The sequence below is a fragment of the Sphingobacterium sp. CZ-UAM genome (assembly GCF_002000245.1).
Classification (GTDB): Bacteria; Bacteroidota; Bacteroidia; order Sphingobacteriales; family Sphingobacteriaceae; genus Sphingobacterium.
This window is the reverse complement of sequence record NZ_MTCM01000010.1, coordinates 20315-46997: the sequence shown is the minus strand read 5'-3', so window position 1 is coordinate 46997 and position 26683 is coordinate 20315. Positions and strand designations below refer to the sequence as shown.

19 protein-coding genes are annotated in these 26683 nt (G+C 40.1%); 6 read left to right on the top strand and 13 right to left on the bottom strand.

All coding sequences use genetic code 11. From position 1 onward, the window contains the following. Nucleotides 1-10 precede the first annotated feature (10 nt). Nucleotides 11-1525: a GH3 auxin-responsive promoter family protein gene (locus tag BWD42_RS23320; protein ID WP_077438820.1), complete on the top strand. Its 1515-nt coding sequence runs from the start codon at nucleotides 11-13 to the stop codon at nucleotides 1523-1525. A gap of 547 nt (nucleotides 1526-2072) precedes the next feature. Then, nucleotides 2073-3143, top strand: coding sequence for a branched-chain amino acid aminotransferase (locus BWD42_RS23315; RefSeq protein ID WP_077438819.1), 1071 nt, complete (start codon nucleotides 2073-2075; stop codon nucleotides 3141-3143). Between the two features lie 160 nt (nucleotides 3144-3303). Here the strand turns inward: BWD42_RS23315 and miaA are convergent, their stop codons facing one another. The 4 genes from miaA to pdxA form a co-directional block, all read right to left on the bottom strand. After that, entirely contained in the window at nucleotides 3304-4230 is a 927-nt protein-coding gene (miaA, locus tag BWD42_RS23310; RefSeq protein WP_077438900.1) for a tRNA (adenosine(37)-N6)-dimethylallyltransferase MiaA, read from the bottom strand. A 45-nt stretch (nucleotides 4231-4275) separates the two neighbouring features. Then, complete coding sequence (locus tag BWD42_RS23305) at nucleotides 4276-4866, bottom strand: IS1096 element passenger TnpR family protein (RefSeq protein ID WP_077438818.1); 591 nt, start codon at nucleotides 4864-4866, stop codon at nucleotides 4276-4278. Between the two features lie 46 nt (nucleotides 4867-4912). Then, on the bottom strand, nucleotides 4913-6346 hold the full coding sequence (locus BWD42_RS23300) for a CCA tRNA nucleotidyltransferase (RefSeq protein WP_077438817.1): 1434 nt from the start codon (nucleotides 6344-6346) through the stop codon (nucleotides 4913-4915). A gap of 232 nt (nucleotides 6347-6578) precedes the next feature. After that, entirely contained in the window at nucleotides 6579-7634 is a 1056-nt protein-coding gene (gene pdxA, locus BWD42_RS23295) for a 4-hydroxythreonine-4-phosphate dehydrogenase PdxA (protein ID WP_077438816.1), read from the bottom strand. A 166-nt stretch (nucleotides 7635-7800) separates the two neighbouring features. Between pdxA and rsmA the strand changes: the two genes are divergently transcribed. From rsmA to BWD42_RS23280, 3 genes are all read left to right on the top strand, one after another. Continuing rightward, nucleotides 7801-8580 carry a 16S rRNA (adenine(1518)-N(6)/adenine(1519)-N(6))-dimethyltransferase RsmA gene (rsmA, locus tag BWD42_RS23290; RefSeq protein WP_077438815.1) on the top strand — a complete coding sequence of 260 codons (780 nt, stop codon included), beginning with the start codon at nucleotides 7801-7803 and terminating at the stop codon, nucleotides 8578-8580. A 1-nt stretch (nucleotide 8581) separates the two neighbouring features. Then, nucleotides 8582-9763, top strand: coding sequence for an FAD-dependent monooxygenase (locus tag BWD42_RS23285; protein WP_077438814.1), 1182 nt, complete (start codon nucleotides 8582-8584; stop codon nucleotides 9761-9763). 115 nt (nucleotides 9764-9878) lie between these two features. Further along, on the top strand, nucleotides 9879-10820 hold the full coding sequence (locus tag BWD42_RS23280) for an NAD(P)-dependent oxidoreductase (RefSeq protein WP_077438813.1): 942 nt from the start codon (nucleotides 9879-9881) through the stop codon (nucleotides 10818-10820). A gap of 127 nt (nucleotides 10821-10947) precedes the next feature. On the opposite strand, the gene BWD42_RS23275 is transcribed toward BWD42_RS23280, so the two are convergent. Next, nucleotides 10948-11817: a hypothetical protein gene (locus BWD42_RS23275; RefSeq protein WP_077438812.1), complete on the bottom strand. Its 870-nt coding sequence runs from the start codon at nucleotides 11815-11817 to the stop codon at nucleotides 10948-10950. Nucleotides 11818-12002: 185 nt separating this feature from the next. On the opposite strand from BWD42_RS23275, the gene acs reads away from it, so the two are divergent. Then, complete coding sequence (gene acs, locus BWD42_RS23270) at nucleotides 12003-13919, top strand: acetate--CoA ligase (protein WP_077438811.1); 1917 nt, start codon at nucleotides 12003-12005, stop codon at nucleotides 13917-13919. A gap of 63 nt (nucleotides 13920-13982) precedes the next feature. Here the strand turns inward: acs and BWD42_RS23265 are convergent, their stop codons facing one another. The 8 genes from BWD42_RS23265 to BWD42_RS23230 form a co-directional block, all read right to left on the bottom strand. Next, nucleotides 13983-14975, bottom strand: a complete 993-nt coding sequence (locus BWD42_RS23265) for an energy transducer TonB (RefSeq protein ID WP_077438810.1) — start codon at nucleotides 14973-14975, stop codon at nucleotides 13983-13985. Between the two features lie 366 nt (nucleotides 14976-15341). Then, nucleotides 15342-15770 (bottom strand): nuclear transport factor 2 family protein, encoded by a 429-nt coding sequence (locus BWD42_RS23260; protein ID WP_077438809.1) that lies wholly within the window; start codon nucleotides 15768-15770, stop codon nucleotides 15342-15344. A gap of 668 nt (nucleotides 15771-16438) precedes the next feature. Next, nucleotides 16439-17758 (bottom strand): DUF4302 domain-containing protein, encoded by a 1320-nt coding sequence (locus BWD42_RS23255; protein WP_077438808.1) that lies wholly within the window; start codon nucleotides 17756-17758, stop codon nucleotides 16439-16441. 3 nt (nucleotides 17759-17761) lie between these two features. Then, nucleotides 17762-19132, bottom strand: a complete 1371-nt coding sequence (locus BWD42_RS23250; RefSeq protein WP_077438807.1) for a substrate import-associated zinc metallohydrolase lipoprotein — start codon at nucleotides 19130-19132, stop codon at nucleotides 17762-17764. Between the two features lie 3 nt (nucleotides 19133-19135). Next, nucleotides 19136-20608 carry a RagB/SusD family nutrient uptake outer membrane protein gene (locus BWD42_RS23245; RefSeq protein WP_077438806.1) on the bottom strand — a complete coding sequence of 491 codons (1473 nt, stop codon included), beginning with the start codon at nucleotides 20606-20608 and terminating at the stop codon, nucleotides 19136-19138. Between the two features lie 11 nt (nucleotides 20609-20619). Further along, a complete protein-coding gene (locus tag BWD42_RS23240) occupies nucleotides 20620-24246 on the bottom strand; it encodes a SusC/RagA family TonB-linked outer membrane protein (protein ID WP_175992136.1) in 3627 nt (1208 codons plus the stop codon). 253 nt (nucleotides 24247-24499) lie between these two features. Further along, nucleotides 24500-25657 (bottom strand): FecR family protein, encoded by a 1158-nt coding sequence (locus tag BWD42_RS23235; RefSeq protein WP_077438804.1) that lies wholly within the window; start codon nucleotides 25655-25657, stop codon nucleotides 24500-24502. 46 nt (nucleotides 25658-25703) lie between these two features. Next, nucleotides 25704-26231 (bottom strand): RNA polymerase sigma-70 factor, encoded by a 528-nt coding sequence (locus BWD42_RS23230; protein WP_077438803.1) that lies wholly within the window; start codon nucleotides 26229-26231, stop codon nucleotides 25704-25706. Between the last annotated feature and the right edge of the window lie 452 nt (nucleotides 26232-26683).

Genomic DNA, 26683 nt, shown 5'->3' with positions numbered 1-26683 from the left:
AATACTCTCTATGGCCCTATTAAACTCCATTTTTACTTGGTTCATGAAAAAAAGGATTCATCAGATCGAGCTTTTCATGAAGTATCCCCACGATGTACAAGAAGAATGGTTCCAGAGTTTAATTTCCACTGCCGAGGCGACGGAATGGGGAAAGAAGTACGATTACACCAGTATACTTACACCCGAAATCTTCAAAGAGCGTGTACCTATACAGGACTATGACGATATCAAAGGTTACGTCGATCGGATGATCAAAGGTGAACAGAATATTCTGTGGCCTTCTGACATCAAATGGTTTGCAAAATCATCTGGGACAACCTCCGACCGCAGCAAATTTATACCGGTGAGCGAAGAGGCCTTGGAAGAATGTCACTTTCAAGGTGGAAAGGATATGTTGACGATATACTGCCACAATAGGCCTGAAAACCGCGTCTTTACAGGAAAATCTGTTGTCATTGGCGGCTCCTCCCAGATCAACAACTTTAGTCCGGACTCCTATTATGGTGATTTATCATCCATCCTGATCCGCAATCTTCCTTTTTGGGCGGAATTCAAACGGACTCCCAATATGGAGGTCACTTTAAATCCGAATTTTGAAGAGAAAATTGAGCAAATCGCGCAGATTACCATTAAAGAGAATGTCACCAGCCTGGCCGGTGTACCAACCTGGAATATTGTCATGGCCAAACGTATATTGGAAATCACAGGTAAGGACAACCTCCTGGAAGTATGGCCAAATCTGGAATTTTATGGTCATGGCGGCGTGAGCTTTAAACCCTACCGCGAGCAGTTCCATAAGCTTATTCCTTCGGACAGAATGTACTACCTGGAAAACTATAATGCCTCGGAAGGGTATTTTGGTTTGCAGGATGAATCGGATTCCGAAGACCTTCTGCTCATGTTGGATTATGGAATTTATTACGAATTCCTGCCCACGGAACGCATGCATGAGGAAAACCCCGCTACGCTACGCCTGGATCAGGTAGAAATCGGCAAGAATTATGCCTTGATTATTTCTACCAATGCTGGCCTATGGCGCTATAAAATAGGTGATACGATCAAATTCACTTCCTTGTCGCCCTACCGTTTTCAGATATCCGGACGTACAAAACAATTCATCAACACATTTGGTGAAGAAGTAATCGTTGACAATGCCGAACAAGCACTTGCCGAAGCCAGCAAATTAACAAATGCACGTATAAAAGATTATACCGCAGGGCCAGTATATTTTAAAGATGCCGAAGCTGGAGCACACGAATGGGTCATCGAATTTGAACAGCAGCCAAATGATTTTAATCGTTTTTGTGAAATACTGGACGCCAAGCTGCGGGAAATCAATTCGGATTACGATGCAAAACGATTTAAGAACATGGCACTTCGACCGCCAGTCGTTCATAATGCACCGGCAGATACCTTTTATAAGTGGATGAAATCCAGAGGCAAATTGGGTGGACAGAATAAGGTTCCTCGATTGAGTAATAATAGAGAATATCTGGATCCACTTTTAAGAATTTTGGAGAGCTGACCGGAAGATCATACTTTGGGAGATTAGCCAAGATCTTGACGATATCATCTTGGCTAATCTCTTCTTGTTTTAGGGTTTGATTGCAGTTTTATACAAAAACACAAAAAAACCAAGGATAAAATTCACAGAAATACCTTTCTTTTGAATTTCAACATCCCGCTGTAACAATTCGCGAGTTTCACCCGATGTTACTTCATTGCTTTTGTTAAGACGGTGAGTCAATTCCATACTAAGTTTATTTTATGATAAGTGATTTTACAGCGCTAAGCGATCCATTGCCCATCCGTGATCGCAGTCTTTATTGCCAAACTTTATGCCATAAATTAAGAAATAGCATTAATTAACATAAAATTAATACATTTAATCAACAGCGACACTCTTTTGGAGATTCGCCCCCATTATTTTTCAATTTCATAGGGGAAGTGTAGTAAATTGGAGAATGACTGTCCGAAATAAAAGGCATTTTTCTGAACGGGAAATTATCATAGCAAAGTGCATTTTATATTTCAATTTTTCCTAACTTAGCCTAAGTAATATAAAAAATAAGATGAACGCGACAGAGAACTATTCAATTCGCGTAGAGCCAACTCAAAATTCAAGACTCTCGCAAGTAGATTTCGACAATCTAAAATTCGGAAAGATATTATCCGACCACATGCTGGTCGCAGACTATGATGATGGTGAATGGAAAGATGTCAGCATCGTCCCTTACGGAGATATCAGCATAAGTCCTTCGATGTCAGCTTTACATTATGGTCAAGCAATTTTTGAAGGGATTAAGGCCTATAAATTCGCCGATGGCACAGTGAGTATCTTTCGCCCCGACAGAAACTGGGAGAGGTTTAACAAATCTGCAGCACGTCTTCAGATGCCAGAGGTTCCTGAAGAAATTTTTATGGATGGTCTAAACAAACTATTGGATATTGACCGTAATTGGGTTCCGGCTAAAGAAGGTTCTTCTTTATATATACGTCCATTTATGTTTGGTACTGAAGGTGCCTTAGGCGTGCACCCATCCAAATCATACAAATTTATCATTATCACTGGGCCAGTAGGTGCTTATTATAGTAAACCAATCAGTTTAAAAGTTGAAACTTACTATACCCGTGCTGCTGAAGGTGGTGTTGGTTTCTCGAAAAATGCGGGTAATTATGCACTATCGCTTTATCCGACGCAATTGGCTAACGATGAAGGCTACGATCAAATCATGTGGACTGACGCCGCTGAGCACAAGTATATCGAAGAAGCCGGTACTGCAAACTTAATTTTCCGTATCGGTGATACCATCATTACGCCTCACGGTGACACCATCTTACATGGTGTAACCCGCCGTACAATTATGGAATTGGCGGAGAAATGGGGTTATAAAACCGAACAGCGTAAGGTATCCGTACAGGAGCTTATCGATGGCATCAAGGCAGGAACAGTGACTGAAGCATTTGCTGCGGGAACAGCTGCAACAATTACGCACATTAGCCGTATTGGATTTGAAGGACAAGATTATAACCTGCCGCCGGTAGAAGGCCGCGAGTTCTCCAATAAAGTATTAAATTACCTGAATGAATTACGCTACGGCAAAGTAGATGATCCATTTGGATGGAACTACCTGGTAAAATAAACAGGTTATCCGCAATAAAAAAAGGCAGTTGGTGATTACCAACTGCCTTTTTTTACGCTTGTTTGTCTTTTATTGACTCATTTTTTCGTTAAGGGATCAGCGCACAATCCCATCCCGGTTTATTGGCTTAAGTCCCTTGATAGATTGTCATTAGATACAACTAGCTCTTTTCATTGTCATCAGCTAGCTTGCTGTTTATAAACTCAATAATCGCAGCAGTCTCAGTAGGTTGAAACCAAGAGGTTTCGCCATATTTTTTAAACCAGGTAATCTGCCGCTTTGCGTAACGCCTTGAATTTTGCTTGATCTTATCCACAGCTTCTTCCAAACTGATATTTCCATCAAGGTAGTCGAACAACTCCGCATAACCTACCGTCAACAAAGCCGGTTTATTCCTAAAAGGAGCCAATGACTTTACTTCGGCCAACAATCCTGTTTCCATCATCCGATCTACCCGAAAATTGATCCGGGCATACAATTGGGAGCGATCCATATTTAAGCCTATTGTCAAGATATCAAATGGTCTTTTCTCCATGTCTTTTTTATGATAGAATGACATGGGTTTACCTGTTGCCTCAAATACTTCCAAAGCACGAACCACGCGCTGTGGATTATCTACGTCGGCTACTTGATAATAGGTCGGATCAATTGTTTTTAATCGCTCCTTCATCTGTTCAAGTCCCAGTTGGATCATTTCGTTGTTGAGCCTTTCACGGACCTCATCCCCTGCTTTAGGAAGATCATCTAATCCCTCACAAAGTGCCCGCACGAAAAGCCCAGATCCGCCAACCATGATAACCACATCATGCTGCTTGAAAAGTTCATCCAATCTGAGCAAAGCCTCCCGTTCAAAATCCCCCGCGGAATAATCTTGCGTAATGGAATGTGAATTTATAAAATGGTGAGGAGCGCTAGCCAGTTCTTCCGAATCCGGTTTTGCTGTGCCAATGCTCATCTCACGATAGAACTGCCGGGAATCGGCAGAAATAATTTCGGTATTGAAATATTGAGCCAATGAAATAGCCATTGCAGTTTTTCCAACAGCAGTCGGACCTACAATGGCTATCAGTGTTTTCTTTTTTGCCATAATATCTGCTTCAAATGCGCAAAGATGCATTGAAAGCATTTTCAATTAATATTCGTCTTCGTAGCCGTTGGATCCTTCACGTTCTTCTTCGCCTTCACCCTCCTCATCTTCGTCTTCACTGTCAAAGCCATCTAATTCGTCCTCGTCATCCACACCATATTGCGTGTCGTCTTCTTCAACATATTCATCTTCTTCGACTGAATCGGACACAGGGAAATTAGCAGCTGTCATTGTTTTAGGTACTTGACCAACAGATTTGAACAATGCCGGATATTCCTTGCCCGCTTCTTCCTTTAGGATCTTGATCAGTTCAACCTGAAAATCATAAGGACGGTCAAAATTATAGATATAATAAAACTTTTGGTGCGGATCATCGATAAACTTACTCAGGCGAATATTCTCCATTAACAGGACCTCTGCATCTCTTTTTCGCTGTATTGGCTTAAAAGCAATTTCTGTTCCTTTTTTCCATTGGTCATTGCTCACGTAAAAAGAGGAAGAAGCATCCGCCGCATAACCTGTCGTTTTATGGATTTCCTCGTGCATGTCTAAAAATGTACTTTTGGAAGGCATATCTATTTCACGATATACATCTTCATAATCTTCAAAAGTAACTCTAAATCTATAAATTGCCATCTTCTATGTATTCTTCTTTTTAGCAGTTTAAAATTAATACTATATTTTAAGAATTGGAAATTTCCAACGGGATTTCTTGTTTGACCGCCAAGCCCATGTCTCCAGCTTTTTTTACCAGATATTGATAAGCTTCGATCCTGGAATTTGGAATTTCACCTTCCAAAATAGCTTCACGGATCAGATTTTTCAACTGCCCGACAACACGCCCCGGTGTTAATCCAAAAAGCGTCATAATATCTTCGCCGCTGATCGGTGGCTGCCAGTTTCGGATCTTGTCACGTTCTTCCACATCTTTTAGTTTCTGTTTGACAAGTTCAAAATTCTGGCGGTACTTTTTCTTTTTAAACTCATTCTTCGTTGTCACATCGGCATGACATAACATCATCAGGGCATCAATGTCATCACCTGCTTCAAACAACAAACGTCTGACAGCGGAGTCCGTCACAATATCCTGTGCCAGAACTATCGGACGAAGGTGCAGTTGCACAAGTTTCTGTACAAATTTCATCTTCTCATTCAGCGGCAGTTTCAATTCGGCAAAAAGCTTCGGCACCATCCGTGCCCCACGGTCTTCATGCCCGTGAAATGTCCAGCCTATCTTCTTATCAAAACGTTTTGTCGCCGGTTTGGCAATATCATGCATAATAGCGGCCCAGCGCAACCAGAGGTCATCCGACAGTTCGCACACATTATCCAACACTTCCAGCGTATGGTAGAAATTATCTTTGTGCCCTTTTCCATCAATAATGTCCACGCCATGCAAGTTGCACATGGCAGGGAAAATCAGTTCCAATAAACCTGTATCAAAAAGATATTTAAAACCTAGCGAGGGTTTCGGTGAAAGAATGATTTTATTGATTTCATCGATAATCCGTTCTTTCGAAATGATTTTGATGCGGTCTTTTGTCTCTGTTATCGCTTTAATGGCCTCAATATCAATCTTAAAATTTAGTTGGGTTGCAAAACGGATCGCACGCATCATACGTAAGGGATCATCCGAGAAAGTTTCTATTGGATCGAGCGGTGTTCGGATAATACGATGTTCAAGATCATTTACGCCATCGAATGGATCTACCAAAGCACCGTAGTCTGTCTTATTCAATGAAAAAGCCATGGCATTGATGGTAAAATCACGACGGTTTTGATCATCGGTCAAGGTACCATCTTCTACAATCGGTTTTCGCGAATTGGCGCGGTAAGATTCCCGCCGTGCACCCACAAACTCTACATTCAAGCCCTCAAACACGAGCATTGCTGTTCCAAAATTTTTGTAGACAGCAACTTTGGTATGCAGTCTTTCACCCAACAAGGCCGCAAATTCAATACCGCTTCCCACAACAACAATATCTACATCATTCTTAAACGGACGCTTCATTATATAATCGCGTACATACCCACCAATGACATAACACTCGGTATTTGTCTGCTCGGCGAGCTCTTTGATAATAGAAAATATTGGATGTTGTAAATTATCGCACATAGTTAGAACAGCGGGTAAAAACCAAACAGTTTGCAAAAGTAATACTTTTTTTAGTAATAAGTATTGAGATATTAGAATTGGGAGCTTGGCCGTACTAGCTGTATGCAGATAAGATGCACTTTACCTTGTCACTCAGGATTCATTATAACCCTTAATAACAGCTATGATTCTCGTCATCTCTAACTTGACCTCTATAAAGCTATACATTAAAAAACGGCAATTATTGCTCTCCCTAATCCCGATCTTTGGACAATTTGCGGAAGGCCAATGGATTTTTTAATAGCTCAGCTTGTTCCCGGCGGCGTTTTACAATATGGACAGCAGTAAAAATTGCTTCGACAAATGATCCTGGCGAGGCTATATTTTTACCGGCTATATCGTAACCGGTACCATGATCCGGTGAAGTACGCACGATAGGTAGTCCTGCAGTATAATTTACTCCGCCACCTTTGGCTATATGTTTAAATGGAATCAACCCTTGATCGTGATACATGGCCAATACTGCGTCAAATTTTTCATAAGCTCCTTTGGCAAAAAAACCGTCAGCTGGATAGGGACCAAAACAGAAAATACCCTGCTCATTTGCTTTTTCTATTGTTGGTCGAATAATCTGGTCGTCTTCAGTACCGATAATTCCGTGATCTCCTGCATGTGGGTTTAGGCCTAAAACGGCTATTTTGGGTTTCTCCACCCAAAAATCCTTTTTTAGAGATTCGTTCATGAGAGCCAGTTTTTTCAGTATCGCCTCTTCAGTGATATTTGCAGCTACTTCATGTAGAGGAATATGCCCTGTCACCACACCAATGCGCAGCTCGTCACAGACCATAAACATCAGCACGTCATCAGCTTCAACTTTGGCCTGTAAATATTCGGTATGACCAGGAAATTGAAACCCTTCCTGCTGAATATTATGCTTATTGATCGGGGCAGTTACCAGCGCATCAATTTTACCGGCTTTCAAATCATCAATCGCCCGCTCCAGAGACAAAAAAGCATATTTTCCGCCAATTTCGTTCTCCTCGCCCAAAGAAATCTTGACATCTTCCTGCCAGCAGTTGATCATATTTGCCCTTTTGGGATGGGCTTGTTCAGCATCATTGATGACATTGAAACTAAAATCGTTTATTCCTATCGCTTTTCGGTGAAACGAGGCAACTTTTGTATTTCCATAAACAATTGGCGTAAAAAAATCACACATACGTTGATCTACCAATGATTTAATAATTACTTCAAGTCCAATGCCGTTAATATCCCCTACGGTAATTCCGATTTTTAGTTTATCACTCATCCTTTTTAAATGCTTTGAATCAAAAATAGGGATTTTTTTTTAGTATTGAGCAGTTAGATCTGAGTATTGAGATTTTGGTCAGACAAGCCCATGGCTTACAAACTGTCTCTGCTTTTTAATTTTGACTTTTTACTTTATAAAGCTTTTAAATTTCTAATTTTGCACTATGAGTACAGTTAGAGCAAAAAAACATTTAGGACAGCATTTCTTAAACGATAAGAATGCGGCCCAACGTATAGTAGAAGCATTGGATCCTAAACTGGGCTTCAGCCAGGTACTCGAAGTCGGTCCGGGCATGGGTGTCCTTTCTGATTTTTTATTACAGAAAGAAGAATATGAGACCTATCTGATCGATGTTGATGATGAGTCGATTGCCTATTTGGATGACAAATACCCCCAATTGGGAAAAAGATTGATCCATGGCGATTTTCTAAATCTTGACTTTTCACACTATTTCGGTGAAAAGATGGCAGTAATCGGCAACTTTCCCTATAATATTTCCTCTCAGATTCTCTTCAAAATTCTGGACGAACGTCAACGTGTTGTTCAGATGGCCGGTATGTTTCAAAAAGAAGTCGCTGAGCGCTGTACCGCGAAGGCGGGCAGCAAGGAATATGGTATCCTGAGCGTGTTCTTACAGGCCTACTATAAAGTTGAATACCTCTTTACGGTAAAGGCTGGCGCATTTAACCCTCCACCCAAGGTATTATCAGGGGTCATCCGCATGACCCGAAATGACCGTGAACAACTCGCCTGTGATGAAAAGTTATTTTGGCGGGTCGTTAAAGCTGGATTCAACCAGCGCCGTAAAACTTTACGCAACTCCCTTTCAGGTGTAGTTCCGAAAGATAAGATGTCCGATAATCCGCTTTATGAATTAAGGGCAGAACGGTTGACTGTCGATGATTTCGTCAGCTTGACCAACGAGATCGCAAATTGCCTCTGATATGGATTCCACAGATAACACTTTTATTATTATTGGTGGTGGGATCGCCGGACTGTGCGCAGCGATAGGCCTCCAAAAATTAGGAATTGAAGCCCATGTTTATGAAAGTGTAGCTGAACTTAAAGGTATTGGAGCGGGTTTTGGACTTGCAGCCAATGCCATGCAGGCTTTAGATCACTTGGGATTAAAAGATGAAATCAGTCAAATCGGACATTATCTAGGTTCTTATAATGTCTTGGATCAAAAGGGAAATATTTTGGTCGAGCCCAATACCAGATCAATCAGCCAAAAATACAAACAGGACAACTTCGCCATACACCGAGCTGATCTACACCGGTTTCTCTTATCAAAAATTCCCGAAAGCCATATTCATCTCGGCAAACGTGCGACGTCCTTTGAACGGTTAGGGGAAAAAGTCTGCATTCATTTTACGGATGGAAGCCAGGTCGTTGGCGCAGCATTACTTATTGCTGATGGTGTACATTCATTGCTACGTCAACAGCTAATCCCAGCGTCTACCCCCCGTTACTCAGGTTACACCTGCTGGCGGGCAACAATAGATAACAGCAGTATCCAGCTCAAAAAAAGCACCGAAACATGGGGGGCAAAGGGTCGGTTTGGCATGACTCCGCTTGTTGGCAACCGTATTTATTGGTACGCCTGTATCAATAGCATAGCTCAAAACAATGCATTAAAAAAATGGACCACCGCAGAATTATTCAACAACTTCAAAGAATACCACGATCCGATTCCAACGATTCTATCAGAGACTAAGGATGCTGAACTGATCTGGAACGACATTATTGATATCGCACCGTTAGGGCAGCTCGCTTTTGACAATATTCTTTTGATCGGAGATGCGGGCCACGCTACAACGCCCAATTTGGGGCAAGGTGCCTGTCAGGCGATTGAGGATGTTGCTGTACTGCTGGATGAACTGAAAACAAGCACATCGATCCAACAAGCATTTGCCCAATTTGAAAAACGTCGCTTGGACCGTGTCAACTATATCTGTAACACGTCTTGGCAGATCGGAAAAATCGCTCAATGGCAAAATCCTTTTTTGATCGGTATTCGCAATTTTATGATGAGAATACTACCCAATAGTCTTAAGCAACAACGGCTAAACAAACTATTGTCAGTAGATTTTATGCAAATAAACCGTAATCATGAACGATCATGATCTATTCCATCAATCGAGGGTGATCAGAGCCAGAAGTATTCGGCTGAGTTGTTGGGAATAACATAAGGTAAAAATAAATCTGATCGCTTCATTACAAAAAAGCAAATTTAAAGGAATGAAAACTAATATTTTGATTGTCGATGACATCCACGAAATTATGTTGGAGAAATTTGAGCAGGCGGGCATCACTTATGATTACCGCCCAGATATTGACCGTACGGAATCTGAAAAGATTATTGCGAACTATTCAGGCCTGGTCATCCGTTCCAAATTTCAGGTAGACAAAGTATTCTTTGACTTAGCACCGAATCTGCGCTTTATCGCACGTGCTGGAGCCGGAATGGATAATATCGATGATGAAATTGCAGCCCAGAAAGACATAGCATTAATTCCCGCCAATGAAGGTAACCGGGATGCCGTAGGAGAACATATGATCGGAATGTTACTGAGTTTGATGAACAACCTCAATCGCGGCGATCGACAAGTAAGGACTGGCCAATGGTTGCGCGAAGCCAACCGTGGCTATGAACTTAAGGGCCGTACAGTTGGTTTGGTGGGCTATGGCCACAATGGTATGGCAATGGCCAAAAAGCTTTCTGGTTTTGACGTGAACGTACTGGCTTACGATAAATATCGTATGGACTACAGCGACCAATATGCTGTTGAGGCCAGTATGGAAACTATTTACGAACAAGCTGATATTATTAGTTTCCATATCCCCTTAACCGCAGAGACAAAAGGAATGATTGATGACATCTATTTATCAAAGTTTAACAAAGCTATCTTTTTCCTCCTAGGCGCCAGGGGTGGTATTGTACAGGTTCCCGCTGTATTGAATGGTCTTGACAAGGGCAGCATCCTAGGGGCAGCTTTTGACGTACTCCCCGTTGAAAAATTCCCAAAACTGGCAGAACAGAGCTGGTATCCAGACCTTATCAGCAGGGATAATGTCATTTTATCTCCCCATGTAGCGGGTTGGACATTTGAAAGCTATTACAAATTATCAGAAGTGGCAGCAGATAAGATTATTGCATTTTTAAAGCAGCAGGATACGTAACAAAAGGAGTCTGTCTGTCGATCAAGGGCTACAAAATGAAAGCCCTTGTTATTCGATGCATAAACGGGCAATTCGAGTTATTCAGTTATATTGGATCGAGGAACCGCATGCTTGTCCAAACAAAATTTTAATACCAAATACTAAGGACGACTACGATCAAAAATTGAAGGACTAGGCTACCATCCAGTAAATAGGCATAATGGTAGTGGTCCTTGGTCCTGAAAACGGCGAATTTTAAGAGTATATAAATCAGTATATTGGTTGAGACCAGTCCCAACTTGACCCACAGCAAATATGGCGCAACAAGGATTAATAAACTATGTAATAACAACAGCGTATAAGTAAGATTTTTCGCTTTCTTCTCCCCTAGCATATTCGGTAGTGTACGCAGATGATAATAGGAGTCCTGCTGAATATCACGGATATCAAAAGGTAGTGTACAGATGATCAGGAATATAAATTTCAGCACACAAAGTACAACGAGAACCCAATGATCTATGACATCCCCGTTATTAAGAAGTTCGACATAGGGAAGTATCACACTACTACAAACCCACACCAACGCGATATGGAAGATCTTGGCACCGGGGATTTGCCGGAGCCCAACCTTTCGATCACGGAAGGTAAATAAGGGCATTCCATACAATAAGCTCAGCATCCCGATAAAGCCTAAAAAAAGAAACGAGTACAGGTGAATCTGTAACAAACAGTAACCGAGCACGGCCAATGCGATAAAATTATTGAGCCACATCAGCCACTCGTTATTAAAAATCCAGCGTGTACGGGCAAATTTTGATTCTTTTGGATTTTTGGGCTTGGACCACCATAAGCTAAAATTATAGAGCAATAATGTTGCGGAGCCTTCCACCAAAACAATAGACCAATTGATCGGCCTTTCAAATAGGATATAAGTCAGTGCACATTGCGCCATAGCGGCCAATGCAATCAAAATATTCGTATAAATGCTGATATAGAATATCTTTTTTAGAAACAACATGCCTGTTTAATCTTGCTGCAAGATAACAATCTTGATAGATAAAAGTAGTTTAACATTATATTAAACATCAAATTGTTGATAAAATGGGCAAAAACCGCTAAATTGTACACCGAAATTGAAATATTAAAAACAATTTCGCAACGATAACTTTATAAATTAAAATAATTCATAATAACCCTATAACAATGAGCCTACAAATAAAATCATTTGAAGAATATCAAAGTGAATATAAGCGAAGTGTAGAACAACCGGAGGAGTTTTGGGCGAGCATAGCGGATCATTTTTTCTGGAAGAGAAAATGGAACAAAGTGTTGAACTGGAACTTTGAGGAACCTAATATCAAATGGTTTGAAGGTGCAAAATTAAACATTACCGAAAACTGCCTGGACCGTCATATTTATGCAAATGGCGATAAACCTGCAATTATCTGGGAGCCCAATGACCCCAATGAAGCCCACCGCATCCTTTCCTATAAACAATTGTTACAGAAGGTCGAGCAATTTGCCAATGTATTAAAGAACAACAACATCAAAAAGGGCGACCGTGTCTGTATATATTTACCGATGGTTCCTGAGCTTGTGATTGCGGTATTGGCCTGTGCACGTATAGGTGCCATCCACTCGGTTGTTTTTGGAGGGTTTTCTGCGCGTTCGATCGCTGACCGTATCGTAGATGCGGAATGTAAATTGATCGTAACCTCCGATGGCAGTTACCGCGGTAATAAAACCATTGGACTTAAAAATATTGTGGACGATGCATTGATGCAATGTGATACTGTGGAGAGAGTCATTGTATTAACACGTACACGTACACCAGTATCTATGATCAAGGGGCGTGATGTATGGTGGGAAGATGAGATTAAGAAAGTAGAAACCCAGGGCAATCCGGCCTGTCCAGCTGAGGAAATGGATGCCGAAGATACTTTATTTATCCTTTACACTTCTGGATCTACGGGTAAACCGAAAGGAGTAGTCCATACCTGTGGCGGCTATATGGTCTACACTGGATACACCTTTATGAATACCTTCCAGTATCAGCCAAATGATGTATTTTTCTGTACAGCCGACATTGGTTGGATTACTGGTCATAGCTATATTGTTTACGGACCATTATCGCAAGGCGCAACTTCATTGATGTTTGAAGGTATCCCGACTTTCCCTGATGCAAGCCGTTACTGGGATATTGTTGATAAATTTAAGGTTAATATCATTTATACTTCCCCTACAGCACTGCGTTCTTTAATGGCTTTCGGGGATGAATTTGTCGACAAAAATAACCTTTCGTCCTTGCGTGTATTGGGATCAGTAGGTGAACCGATCAATGAAGAAGCCTGGAACTGGTTTAACGAGAAAGTAGGTAAAAAGAATTGCCCTATTGTTGACACCTATTGGCAAACGGAAAATGGTGGGCACCTGATCACTTCCTTAGCTGGTGTTACACCAGAAAAAGCAAGTTATGCCATGTTCCCTATGCCGGGCATCCAACCCGCTTTAATGGACGAGAACGGCAAGGAGATTGAAGGTAATGACGTAACAGGCAATCTGTGCATCAAATTTCCTTGGCCGGGCATGCTCCGCACGACATGGGGAGATCATGACCGCTGCCGTCAGACCTATTTCTCCACTTACAAAGACATGTACTTTACAGGTGATGGATGTTTCCGCAGTCCAGAGGGGTATTACAAAATCACAGGCCGTGTGGACGACGTATTGAATGTATCTGGTCACCGCATCGGTACTGCCGAAGTGGAAAATGCCATTAATATGCATGCTGACGTTGTGGAGTCTGCGATCGTTGGCTATCCACATCCGGTAAAAGGCCAGGGTATTTATGCCTATGTAATCGCCAATCACCATACGGATGCTGAAGCAACCAAGAAGGATATCATGGAGACAGTATCGCGTATCATTGGTCCTATTGCCAAACCGGATATTATCCAGTTTGTCAATGACCTTCCAAAGACACGCTCCGGAAAGATCATGCGCCGCATTTTACGCAAGATTGCCGAAGGAGATATCAGCAACCTGGGAGACACCTCTACGTTGCAGGATCCTACAGTAGTCGAAGGGATCATACAAGGTGCCGAAGGCTTGAAAAAATAGTTCTATAATCTTTAACAAAGAAAGCCTCCCATTAGGGAGGCTTTCTTTGTTATTTAACTTCTGTTATCTCGATAAGTTAAGCCGTATTGGAATGGTATATTTCACATTAACTCTCTCACCACGCTGTATTCCGGGCTTCCATTTTCCGGCCTTTTTTATCACTCGGATTCCTTCAGCCCCCGTTCCAAAGCCTAGATCTTTTTTTACAACTGGATCTTTTATATTACCATCTTTGTCTACGATAAATTCGATCAGCACAATACCCGCTACGTTATTGCTAATTGCTCCCGGGCTGTAGTTGTAATGGCTGCTAACAAACCCCATCAGTCTGGAAATTCCACCGGGATAATCCGGCGGACTCATAAAGTTCGTGGAATCATAATTAAAAACTTCACCATTCGCTTTGGTTTTGACGCCCGACACTAACTGATCATGATTGTACGTTTCTATGAAACTGTCCTTGCCCATTTTGCCTTTCCATTCACCCTCCCGTAAGTTGTTTTTCATTTCACCCTCTTCATAGCTCCAAACATAGTTTAACCGAATAAAACCGTTTCCATTGTTCAGCTTTTTATTGTTAAGCGAATCATAGTAAACGACATAAATGGGCTTTTCTATCTGCAATTTCCCTTTTTTGTCTAGGCTACTTGGATAGAAAATAATTTTTTCCAGTTTATTATTGGGATAAAGATAAAATGCCGAATCTATCAGCTCACTTTCATTGCTAAAGTTTTCCAGGCTTTTTAAAGTTCCCTGTTCATAAAATTCATACTTGCGTCCCTGAAATTTAAACGGATAAAGTGCATTGCTACTGATACCACTAAGTTTGAGGGAATCATTACGCAGATAAAATTCTTCGATGCGATAAGTTTTCTCCTTCCCTCCAGCATCCACATGGATGGTTCTCATAAAATAGGCGGAGTCGCGTTGTTTAGTTTCATCGCCATCTTTTTTATGATAACTCGTAAAAGTAACCTGAGCATACAGATCCGATATACATAAAGTAGACAGAAAAAAACAAATAACTTGGGCTGTCAAATGCAGATACTTCATCATGATTGTTAAAATAATGGAGCAAGTATAGTAAATCCGATAGCATATAAAAAATATTTAACTCCATATTTCTTTATCGCACTTCATAAAATATCTGATTCTACTCATAAGGGGTTTTCCACATCATGTTAATAACTATGTGGAAAACCTAAAATCGTGAAGATTCACGCTTTTTCCCAAGCCTGGCGATTTCTGTCAACGTCAGCGCAACAATGGGATTAATATCTTCACGCAATTCCTTTATTAGCTATTGATTGATCTGCAAAAAGAGGTTAATAACAAAGGCCTCTGTCAATTTTAAAGCAAAAAAAATAGCCACATCATCACGACGTGGCTAAAAATAAACATATGAATTTAATTAAACAGTTGCTATTTGTATGAGTTTACCGAACTCGTGACCTTCCAGGTTCCGGCTTCATTTACCAAGGTAACCAGGTCGGTTTTTGTAAATGTTTCGAATTTCATGGTAATCTTTGCTACCATATAATTATCGGATTCCTCCAAGATTTCCGTATTGGTCGTGCAGTTTAGTTTTTCACCTTTTTGCTTTTTCAGGAAGGAAATTACCTCCGAGCGTTTATTGGTACGTCCCGTTTGGCCTTGGATCTTTTGGCTGAAATCGGAAGCAAATAGTTGCTCAACACCACCCGATGCGCCTTCTGTTATTACCGAAACGTAGCTATCGATCGCCAGGTCTGCGGTAGATAGGTTCAATGTTTTACCTGGGTCTGCAGCCATAGTACATGTTGATACTGCGATTAGGGCTGCTGCTAAAAATGTCTTTACTAAAGTTTTCATCGTTATAATTGTTTTTTTGTGATGAAGCTACTAGATTTATTCAGTTCTTATTTATTGAATAAATCATAATGGTTTCATAATCTTTTTACTTTATATTGTTAGTTTTTTATTGTCTCTTTATTAGTAGTCGCAGGAATATTGATTTTGTTGCAACATTTCCCTCAACATTCTGATTCAAAATTAAGACAACGCAGCTTACGATTTCATTACATTTAGATTAACATTCGGAAAAAGTCGGTGAATAAGGGGGAAAGGGCGGTGAAATGAAACAGATAGCGGAGAACGATTCGGACAGACGGGTAAATGAAAATTCCCTTTGACAAAATACCGACAACACAGGTCTAAACAATCTAAAAGCAGGAGAGTATTAACATCTTGCTCCGGAAAATGGCACAGCCATGGTGACTTTGAAGCATCTTTGCACGGAAATCATCCAAAATAGTCTAAAAACAGGTTATCCACATCGTTATTAACACCCTGTGGAAAACTCAGTATTACCTTGCTTTCAGCTCCGCTAAAAATTACTTTGCACAATCGTTGATTCTATCGTTATTGATAAGGAGAAGAAGCTTGATCAAAGGTAAAGGATAATCGAGCGTTGCGATTAAATACAAACGCCCTGTGATAACATTATCCATCATTATCACAGGACGAAAGTAGAAGAAGTACTATTGCAAAGTAAATGTCATTGCAACATCAGGTCGATCTATACCTACAATTTTTGCATACAGATTTTTTCCATCAATTACATACTCCAGTTTAAAGCTGCTATTGAGCAGAAAATCGTCAAGCTGATCCATAATCTTGGCACTATATCCACCGGAGGCACCTGACCTTTTGATTAATTTCAGTACGCCACTTGCATCATCAATGGTATAGTCGTATACAATAGTAGTTGACCAACCACTGCCACAGTTATTTTGACTGGCTAATCCAACAAACGAAATCCTCTTATTCGCAAGATTCCAAACCAAACTGATATCTCCACAATTAAACACGTACCCCGTCGCACCACTTCCCAGTCCTTTGAAATACCGATTTAAGATCTCTGTTCCTTTTGGCGAGTTTTCAGGCAATAATGTATTAAATGGTAAATATAGTTTCGCGTATTTTGTTCCCATCAACAGGTGCAATGGAATTAATGGTTGAGCGGAATTTTTTACTTCAAATTTTCTACCAATTGAATCAATAGCTGTTAGCTTATCACTCTCCCAAGAGATCTTTACAAGATTAATTTTTCCCGCCTTGAGCGGTGACTCAACATTGCAAATAATTCCGTCCAACGTATAACAAAACTTAGCTGTCGAACTCTCTACTTTATTTCCTGGAAGAATGGTAGTCGCACCTGTTTCTTTTGAATCGTTATTAATTGTAATTTGATATTTCTGTCCGTTTTCTTCAATATATGGATTAGCATTTTCAGTAAAGAATTTGTTGAATTTTTCAATTGCTTGCGTATATCCTTTACTTGAATAGGCTTTCGCTTCGGATTCTTTTGCTTTTATCAGAACTAGCGATTTTTTAAATTTTCTACCTTCAAAAAATAAAGTATCTGCATGTGTCTTTATATAATCGAATTCAACGTCGCTCCCCATGCCTTTACCAGGCTGACCACCATACACATCTGGGTTTGGATCTTGCAACATTGTTATATAATTATACGTATCAAATGATAATGTTGCGTACATGATCTGCCTGATTCTGTATGTGGATTCTTTGAGCTCTGATGAAGTCTCTTGATCTAAATCTGCAATCATTTTTAACCGATCATTTTCCTGAAATTGAATATAAAAGCCATAACCACCTGAATATTCCGTGCTTAAATAGGCCTTCCAACCAAAAGGAGCTTTAACAAGCGTGGATTTCACATAGGCAAGGGTATCGGCCACTCTTTTATCTGGATCGCCAAATAATTGATCCACTTCCCGTGGTTTACTGCAACTGAAAGCCAGTAATACCAAAAACATTAAATAAAATATCTTTTTCATAATTTAATACTTCCTCAAATTTACTTTACCCATCAATGTTGCATTTGGATCCTTTGTATCTTTCAAGATAAAATATTGTAGATAATCGCTAGGATTAACCGCTAAATCAACTTTCTTCCACGACGCGGCAAAGCTCGTACTACCTAGATAATCAATTAAGGGCTGTGTATCTTTCAATATCCAGCTAATATTTCCATTGTCATAAATGGCCCCTGTCCCTTGCGTAGCAGATTTAGAGATTTTAAATGTATTGTCCGCATTCTTTGCGATATCAAAATCATATGCTGCAGTCCAGGTATTATCTTTATCACCAAATGTAATGTTCAGTGTTGCTTTTGTCGCAGAAACGAATTTGAATGCCATCGTTTTTGTGGTCCAGCCCCCGAGTTCATCCAAGATCGCCGTAAACAGATTCTTTTGTTTATTGGAAAGCGTATTTTCTAGCCCCCAAGTACTTCGAATATCCCAATCCAAAGAGCCCAAATAATCGTTGCTAAGAGCTGTTGCTGCTTCATATCGGGTAGAATGGTATTTTTCAGCCATGATACGCTGGAATTCAATCTGAAGCTGCGTCACATCAATATTAAAATTCTGAACCATATAATCCCTTACAATAGATTCTTTCAGTTTAAATTTAGGATACGCATCCTTGCCACTGTCGTAAGCAAAATCATCATAATACAATTGGCCCGCAACAATCAGGTGAGACAAGACTTCAGCGAAATCCTCACCGATTGCCTTTCTCGAATAGGGCGTGATAAAACCCAATGACCTTGCTTTAGCCTGGGTATTCTCCTGTGCCGTCCAGTTTGAATAATAATCCCCCGCACATACTTTTCCAAACTCACCAGGAATAAATCTCATCTGGTTAAGGATGTGCGTAAATTCATGATGAATAACCTGCAGATTTCCACTGACAGAGTTGGGATTTGTTTCATCAAAATTGTTTATTCCGTACAAGGTGATGCGCCTTCCTCCATCTGCTGTCCCCCCCTTCACCGACCCATCTACATCATAATCGCCTGATCCAAACAATGCAAACTGTTTTGGTGTATAGGTCTTTATAAACGGTACGCCACCAACTTTTTTATAGATATCCAAAAAACCTTTAATGACAACGTCCATTTGCGGGATTACCTTATCCTCATTGGCTGGTGCTATATTCTTATTGATATCATGCATATTACGCTGATACCGATAGACCACCTCAATATTGTACGGATCGGTTAAGTTCGTTTTGATCCATTCGTCAATTTTCCCGGGTACAAATGTATCGTAGTTTTCAATTTTTACATTAAGTTTCTCCTCTTTCGTACAGGAGTATATGCCAACCAAAAGACCGGCCAGTAGGGTTGCTTTTATAATCGTTTTCATAAATTACCTTGGGTTTTGTTCAACACCTGACAATTCTGCTTCTTGCGGGATCTGAAAAACACGTCGCGGATCCTCTGGTTTTAATTCGATATAACTCTCCGTTTCATCATTTGCAATAAGGAGATGTCTAACCGTTATTCCCTTACGAATAATATCAAACCAACGCAAGCCCATCGACATAAAGCCAATGTGCTTAAACTGTAAGACGGTCTGGATCAGCGCTTCCTTATCATCTTGTACCTTAAAAAATTGTTTGGATTTTGCCGCGGTTACAGCGTGGTTAGCAGGGTTGTAATTGTCAATTCGGTTGCTTGCCATTAAATTCAAATCAGCAATACCAGCAGCAGTATTCCCCAATTCTAAATACGCCTCAGCCCGATTCATCAAGGCCTCGTCTGTAATTAAGACGGGAACCATAAGCATTGGGTAACCTGTATTGGCCGTTGGATTTGTCACATACCAGAATTCCTTCCAGATATAGGTTGTATAATGCGGAGCGCCGTAGGATACACCGAAATTATAAAACTTGGCTCCCGCTGCGGTTTCCCCATTATAAATATTTTGAAAAACATTGATTCCCATAGCGTAACGATTATTCCACCAACGCTGATAGCCACTGTAGGTTTCATTGATCAATAAGCTATAAGGCTGATCTGCTTTAGAAAAAACATTATGCACTTCTTCAAAGGTCATCTTTTTAAAAGTGGAGTTATATGGAATCAATTTTCCAGCGAAATTTCCACCCGCAAAAATTTTGTTGGCATTGTCTACCACCTTTTGCCATTCACCGGTAAACAAATAAAACCGTGTTGCAAAAGCATGGGCAGCAGCAGGTGTAAAATGGTATTTAGGCACATTCCACTCCGCTGGATTTGCATCTAGCAGCGCTAGACCTTCCTCCAGATCCCTACGGATATTGTCATAAACAGATTTCACTGTCCCGCGGTCATACTTTTTGATAACTACGGTTTCCGGTTCCGTGACATAAGGAATACCGGGCGATGTATTGCTTTCCGGCTTCTTATAGTCGTAAACTTTTGCAAAGAAATTGACAAGCATAAAATGTGCATAGGCCCGTGCGACCAAGGCTTCGCCCTTAAAGGCTAAAATATCATTGCCAAAATCATTGGCTTCTATTGCAGCCAAGGCATGGTTGGCAGCGGCAATCGCCTCATAGCAATTGTTCCAATAACTATTGGGACTATCCGTATCACTGTCTTTGACATCTTGCCAACGATACAGGGCAGGCACAGGTTGATACAAATCACCGACTCCTTTATCTTCCACATTGTCTGAATAAGTTTCAGACATAGCTAGATAATTGGCAAAAGGGTAGGCAGATGTAATCAATCTCTTGACTTTATCAACCGTATTGATTTCGGCACGCATATCTGGTTGTTGATCCAGGTATTTCTTACAACTGCTAAATAGCAATGTGGAAGAAATAAATAAATATGTAAGGTGTGTAAGTTTCATAATTTAATCGTTTAGAATCCTAATTTCACAGATAAGGTCACTTGTTTTGGAACTGGTAGTGCCACACCACCATTGCTATAAAATTCTGGATCGACTCCATTGAGCTTTTTATCCGCGTAGATTAACCACAGGTTATTCCCGACCAGGTTTACTTGTGCTGTTCTAAATTTAATTTTGTTGACCACAGATTTTGGGATATTATAACCCACAGAGATTTGCGACAGACGGAGGTAATCGCCTTTTGCAACCCGTTCAGATGAATAGTTATATGCATTGTAGGAGTAAACGGATGCTGTACGATTACCAGCTGCATTCTCAACATCAAATTCAGCTGTTAAGCCATCGAGTGTGGAAGGGATTACGGTCAGGTACTCATCGCCGTGATAAATAAAGCGATTTATCAACTCTCTTGAGACATTGTACATATCCAGGTAGACCGGTGAATAGTTAGGCTGCAAGCGCACCATATTGCCTAAACCAAATTTAAGCAGAAAGGATAAGCTAAAATTTTTGTAGTCTAGCCGGTTGTAATATCCCCCAGCGAGTGTAGGATCTACCGGTCCCTCATATTTTAGGAAATCCGTCTGCGTATCCTGAAACCAAAAATAGGTTTCGCCCGGAGTACCATCTGTACCAATATAGGTTGGGTACCCTCCATTGGCGGCCAGTTTATCAAAATCCAGCGAGTACAAGCCCCTATGTGGCCTACCGATCATTGCTCCGCCCTCACTTGCAATCAGATTCCAGATATTGCGTGTTACATTTAGTTTGGTAATCTTTGTTTTGTTAAAACCAAGGGTAAGCTGTGTGCGCCAGGTAAAACCATTAGGGTCTTTAAACGGAAACCCACCAAGCTGAATATCAACCCCTTGCCCCTCCATATCCGCATAATTGGCTAATTTTTCAAATTGTCCACCAATTCCAGAGGTACGAATCGGCCCGATTAAATCAAATATATTACGTTTGTAATAATCAAAGTTCAGGTCAATACGGTCATTTAAGAAACCTAAATCGGTACCAATATTAAGCTCATACATCTTCTCCCAGGTCAACTCCGAGTTTTCCAAACCACTTATGTTAATCTTTCCTTCTTTCTCACCATCATAGGGTCTATAGGTAATAACATTATAAAACACGGCAGTTGAATTAGATGCATTGCCCATATTGGCCACTAAGCCGTAGGTTCCCCGTAGTCTGGCGCGCGAAAGAATCTTGTTATCTCTATTAAAGAAATTCTCTTGGTCAATATCCCAGGCTGCCGACAGGTTCCAGGTCGGCAACCATCTTGCCACATTGGTTCGCCCCATTTTATTCGATCCGTCGTAACGGGTAGTGAAGTTAAAGGAGTATTTATCTTTATAGTTATAAGCTCCACGCAATGCATAAGCTAATTTACGATCATAGGTATAATTCATGGCAAATGGAGTACCGCCAGCTTCAAGTTGCTTCTTATAATATCGGTATGTCGGTAAAACCAGATTACCATTGTCATACTCTATTCCCGGCCCATTAAAATCATGACTCTGTTTATCCGCATACTGGAGTTCATAAGTTCCAAATAAATTCACCGTATGGTCGTTCCATTTTTGATTATATTCCAAGTTGTGACGCATATAATAACTGATCATATTATTATTGGCCAAATTGAAAAAACCGCCGCTTGGAAGAATAACATAACTATCCGTATTTGGAAAATCGGGGTCAGCATATAAAAAACGATTTCCACTATTCACCGTCTGATCTTGATTTGCCCGGTATGCTTTTGAAAGGTTCGCATTTTCGGTAATCATATGTTGTCTTTCGGAATTATAATAGCGATACATTCCATTGGCAGAATAGGTAAGAGAGGGGAGTATTTTATAGGTAATACCCGCCTGCACTTTGATATCCATCAATTTGAGTTTGATGTAATTATTATCAAGTTCATTTAAGATATTAAATGGAGCATAATCCCTTGTAAAATATTCCCGATCGCCATTTTCATCAAACGGAGTAATTATACGGCTGGTATTTAAAGAATAAGAGTAAGGATTGATATCGAAATCCCGGGAATAGCTACCATATACCGCATCAGAATTACGATTTAGTGTACCCGGTGTCCGTTGATCCCGAATATTTCCCTGAAAAATAAACTCGGTACTCAGTTTATCATTGATTTTGTAGTTATTTCGAATATTGGCGGTAAAACGCTTGGCCTGGTTACCCAGAGTATATCCTGGATCATTCATATAACTGGTCGAAGCGTAAGTTTGCGCTTTCTGTGTTCCCGTGCTCATACTTAATGAATGGTCATGCACCAAACCGTTCTGGAACAATAAGTCAAACCAGTTTGTATTTACATTTGCATAGCGTTGCAAAAATTTGTACCGTGAGGGGGCATCATTTCTGAGTTTAAAAGAATCCGTCTTCGGATCATATTCGTACATCAGATTATACATTTTGGTAAAAACTCCACCTGTTCCGGCTCGTGAGACCTGTGAGTGATTGAGGTAGCCCTTATTTTCCATGTCGATCACCAACTGCATCTGCTCCGCAGAATTCATGATATCGAATTGGTTATAATTAGGCTTGATATAGGTTGTATAGTTGCCAGAATAACTAAAATGCGTTTGACCTTCTGTATTTTTACCTCGCTTTGTATTCACAACGACGACACCGTTCATAGCTGCGGCGCCATATAATGCTGTTGCCGCAGCATCTTTCAGGACTGTAATAGATTCAATATCATCCGGATTTAAACCGGCAACTGAAGAGCCCAATAGCGTATTGGCATCCCCTGTTGACAAGGCTTCATTGGAGATATTAACAGCTTCATCCAAAATAACACCATCGATTACCCATAGTGGTTTATTATCCCCTGTTAATGAAGTTGCACCACGAACGCGGATTTTAGGAGCGGCTCCAAAGGTACCTGATACGTTTTGAACTGAAACCCCAGCAGCCTGTCCTTCCAACATGCGTGAAACATCGGGAACCCCAGCACGTTCTGCTTCTTTCGCATCTATTCTCGAAGCAGCACCGGTGAATAATTTTCGATCCAAATTTTGGTATCCTGTGGCAACAACATTCACCTCCTCCAATGTACGATCTGCTGGTTCCAAAGTGATATTGACATCTTTTCTTCCGCCAACGGCTACTTCTGTACTCACAAAACCAACATAGCGAATCACCAAGGTGGCATTCGATGAAGCATTAATTTTAAAATGACCAGCTTCGTCCGCTTGCGTAGAAATTGATGTACCTTTTACGGTCACTGTCGCTCCACTTAGTCCTTTCCCACTTTTATCTTTAATAGTACCTGTGACAGGTTGTTGTGGAACCTCTGTCAAGCTGCTCCTACTCGTTTTTGAGTTACTATTGACAGAAATCGTATTAGCAATGATCTTATACTCAATATTATTATTTTTTAATACTGCATTTAAGGCTTCTTCTACAGAAGCGTTCTTGACATTGACAGAAATCCGTGCTTTAGCATTCAGGTTTTCACTGTACAGTACACGTAAATGAGACTGTTTGGAAATAGCAGACAGTGCTTCTTCGATACGTGCATTTTTCATATTCAAAGTGACTTTTTGAGCTGTACCTTTCGCATGTACGCCCGTCACAAATGCAAATAAAAGACATGTACTAATTTTCATAATACGTAGGGGTTTGCAAAATCGTGGATCTTGAGGGATCAAGAACCACTTTTTGCTAAATGGTAAGTTATTCATACATTTACATTTTGTGGTTAATTGGGGTTTCTAATTGTTACTTCTAATTTTGGACCTGGTTATCACATTTTTTCTGAACAGGGATGCGCCAACATTCCTGTTCTCTTTTCTTAGGTCATTTTGGTTTAGTTATTATTTTATCATAAGCATTTGGTTAGGTGAAAACTCGGTATAATTTTTAGTTCTTCGTTTCTATCGTTAATTTTTTACCATCCACTTCAAACCTGAGATCACTAACATAGGACAACATCTCCAGAACTTGGGATAGTTTCACATCCCGTTCAATACTTCCAGTATATTCTTTGTCCATTTGCACATTTCCTCTAAATTTCACGTCTAAATCATACCATCGTGATAATTGATGTGCAATATTCACAATTGTTTCTTTCCGGAAGTAAAACTCATTATTATGCCAGGATAGATCTTGTTGTAAATTTGCTTTTCCTTTTATCAGATGTCCTTTAGCGGCAGCTGCATATTCTCCTGGAGACAGTGCGACATGCTGATTATCTTGCCATACTTCTACCCTTCCCTCGGCTAGCGTTGTACGTACTAGATCGGTATAGGAATTCACGTTAAAATGTGTCCCCAACACCTTAATTTCATTCCCCTTAGATTCGACGATAAATGGATGATCTGGATTGTGTGCGACCTCAAAGTAGGCCTCTCCATCTAAAAATACCCTTCGTTCGGTGGCAGAAAACTGGGATGGAAACTTTAATTTTGACAACGCATTTACCCATACTTTCGTTCCGTCAACTAAGGTCATTTTATAAAAGCTGGCCTTAGGCACGATTAATAAATTGTACTGGGAAGGAATAGGCTTATCAACATCTTTCACAATTAATTCACTGCCATTCCCGATCAAGTTATTATTTTTACTCAAAGTCTTCGTAGAATCTCCATTTAATGGTACATTCGTTCCATCAGCCAATACCAAGACCGCTCCGCTTGTCGCCGGTGCAACATCTTGTTTCTTCTTAATAGCGACATGTATTCTTCCAGAATGATCCGGTAAAAACTTGGTTTTCCATAATAAGAAGGTACCCATTAGAAAAATAATAGATGCAGCTACCCCTAAAGTCCATTTTCCAAAAGGCTTTACAGAGTTGTGATTTTTACCATTCAACTTATCCCATGCCTTATTCGCATCTAATTTTCGAACGATAGACAAATCTTCCTCTATGTTTTTTGCTTCACGAAATGATTCCAACAATTGTTTATGCTGCGCATTCGCGTTCAGCCATTCGTCAAGTTCAATTTGCTCTTCTATAGTCAATTGGTCACTAAGGAACTTCCGGATGATATTCGCAATATGTCCTGTGTTTTCTTTCATATATTACACTAAAGAAACGCAAGACAAAAAAAGGGGTGACAAGAATTTAAATATTTTTTAACAAAAAAATAACGAGCGGGATAAATTCAGGGTTTAGGCGTTTTAGTAGCATTTTCATGCCACGTTGTTTTTGTGTTTTTACAGTGTTGATACTAATCTGCAATTCTTTGGTAATTTCCAGATTGGATAAACCTTCGAGGTATCCCAACCGAAAGATCTGCTGGCAGGAGGCAGGCATTTGTTCAATGATTTTGTATATCTCCTGGATAACTTCACTATGAATCATATTTAACTCTAGTGCAGTATTATCCTCCTCGGTAAAGCCAACCACCTTCCAATATTTTTGTCTTACCTTTTCGTGTCGGATATGATTATAACAGGCAAAACGGACAGCACTATAGAGGTAATTCTTTATTGCAATATCATTGGTGCTGACCTGATCTGTATTCCTAAAATAAGCAATAAAGGCATCCTGTACGAGATCTTCCGCTACAGTAAGATCTCCCAATATCTTCCAAGCAAAATGACAAAGCCCGTTATAATGTGTCTTGAATAATAATTCTTCCTTCTGCATAGCTTAGATTACATCGATATTCCTTGTTCTATCCCATTTATGACACGATAGTTTAGGGTATTAGGTATTAGCGGTCAATATTCATAATAATTGTGTCATAAAAATGACTAATATTTTTTATTATTCACAAAAAAATATGCCGAAAAAATGATTTTTATATATTTTAAATTCCAATAATACATTTAAATCAGAAATAAAAGTAGAGGAAACTGCTTTGAGATTATTAAAAACAAAATATCTACAGAAAATTGAGGTATAAGTAGTCGTAAAAAATCTCAATCAGCTGGGATTAGATTGTCACAAAATATTAACGAGACATATTTTACTTATAGTCCCGTTAATCTTCAGATTTTATCTTGGGTTCAAAAAAATAGCGGCTTAAAATAAATCCACTAAAAACGTCTTCATCAAGTGTCAATTAAAGAAATGCAAAAAAATACTAATCTAATTAC

Excerpts from the sequence above, each read along its gene's own strand:
- BWD42_RS23320 (WP_077438820.1), top strand. The coding sequence starts at position 11 with ATGGCCCTATTAAACTCCATTTTTACTTGGTTCATGAAAAAAAGGATT.
- BWD42_RS23315 (WP_077438819.1), top strand. The coding sequence starts at position 2,073 with ATGAACGCGACAGAGAACTATTCAATTCGCGTAGAGCCAACTCAAAAT.
- miaA (WP_077438900.1), bottom strand. The coding sequence starts at position 4,230 with ATGGCAAAAAAGAAAACACTGATAGCCATTGTAGGTCCGACTGCTGTT.
- BWD42_RS23305 (WP_077438818.1), bottom strand. The coding sequence starts at position 4,866 with ATGGCAATTTATAGATTTAGAGTTACTTTTGAAGATTATGAAGATGTA.
- BWD42_RS23300 (WP_077438817.1), bottom strand. The coding sequence starts at position 6,346 with ATGTGCGATAATTTACAACATCCAATATTTTCTATTATCAAAGAGCTC.
- pdxA (WP_077438816.1), bottom strand. The coding sequence starts at position 7,634 with ATGAGTGATAAACTAAAAATCGGAATTACCGTAGGGGATATTAACGGC.
- rsmA (WP_077438815.1), top strand. The coding sequence starts at position 7,801 with ATGAGTACAGTTAGAGCAAAAAAACATTTAGGACAGCATTTCTTAAAC.
- BWD42_RS23285 (WP_077438814.1), top strand. The coding sequence starts at position 8,582 with ATGGATTCCACAGATAACACTTTTATTATTATTGGTGGTGGGATCGCC.
- BWD42_RS23280 (WP_077438813.1), top strand. The coding sequence starts at position 9,879 with ATGAAAACTAATATTTTGATTGTCGATGACATCCACGAAATTATGTTG.
- BWD42_RS23275 (WP_077438812.1), bottom strand. The coding sequence starts at position 11,817 with ATGTTGTTTCTAAAAAAGATATTCTATATCAGCATTTATACGAATATT.
- acs (WP_077438811.1), top strand. The coding sequence starts at position 12,003 with ATGAGCCTACAAATAAAATCATTTGAAGAATATCAAAGTGAATATAAG.
- BWD42_RS23265 (WP_077438810.1), bottom strand. The coding sequence starts at position 14,975 with ATGATGAAGTATCTGCATTTGACAGCCCAAGTTATTTGTTTTTTTCTG.
- BWD42_RS23260 (WP_077438809.1), bottom strand. The coding sequence starts at position 15,770 with ATGAAAACTTTAGTAAAGACATTTTTAGCAGCAGCCCTAATCGCAGTA.
- BWD42_RS23255 (WP_077438808.1), bottom strand. The coding sequence starts at position 17,758 with ATGAAAAAGATATTTTATTTAATGTTTTTGGTATTACTGGCTTTCAGT.
- BWD42_RS23250 (WP_077438807.1), bottom strand. The coding sequence starts at position 19,132 with ATGAAAACGATTATAAAAGCAACCCTACTGGCCGGTCTTTTGGTTGGC.
- BWD42_RS23245 (WP_077438806.1), bottom strand. The coding sequence starts at position 20,608 with ATGAAACTTACACACCTTACATATTTATTTATTTCTTCCACATTGCTA.
- BWD42_RS23240 (WP_175992136.1), bottom strand. The coding sequence starts at position 24,246 with ATGAAAATTAGTACATGTCTTTTATTTGCATTTGTGACGGGCGTACAT.
- BWD42_RS23235 (WP_077438804.1), bottom strand. The coding sequence starts at position 25,657 with ATGAAAGAAAACACAGGACATATTGCGAATATCATCCGGAAGTTCCTT.
- BWD42_RS23230 (WP_077438803.1), bottom strand. The coding sequence starts at position 26,231 with ATGCAGAAGGAAGAATTATTATTCAAGACACATTATAACGGGCTTTGT.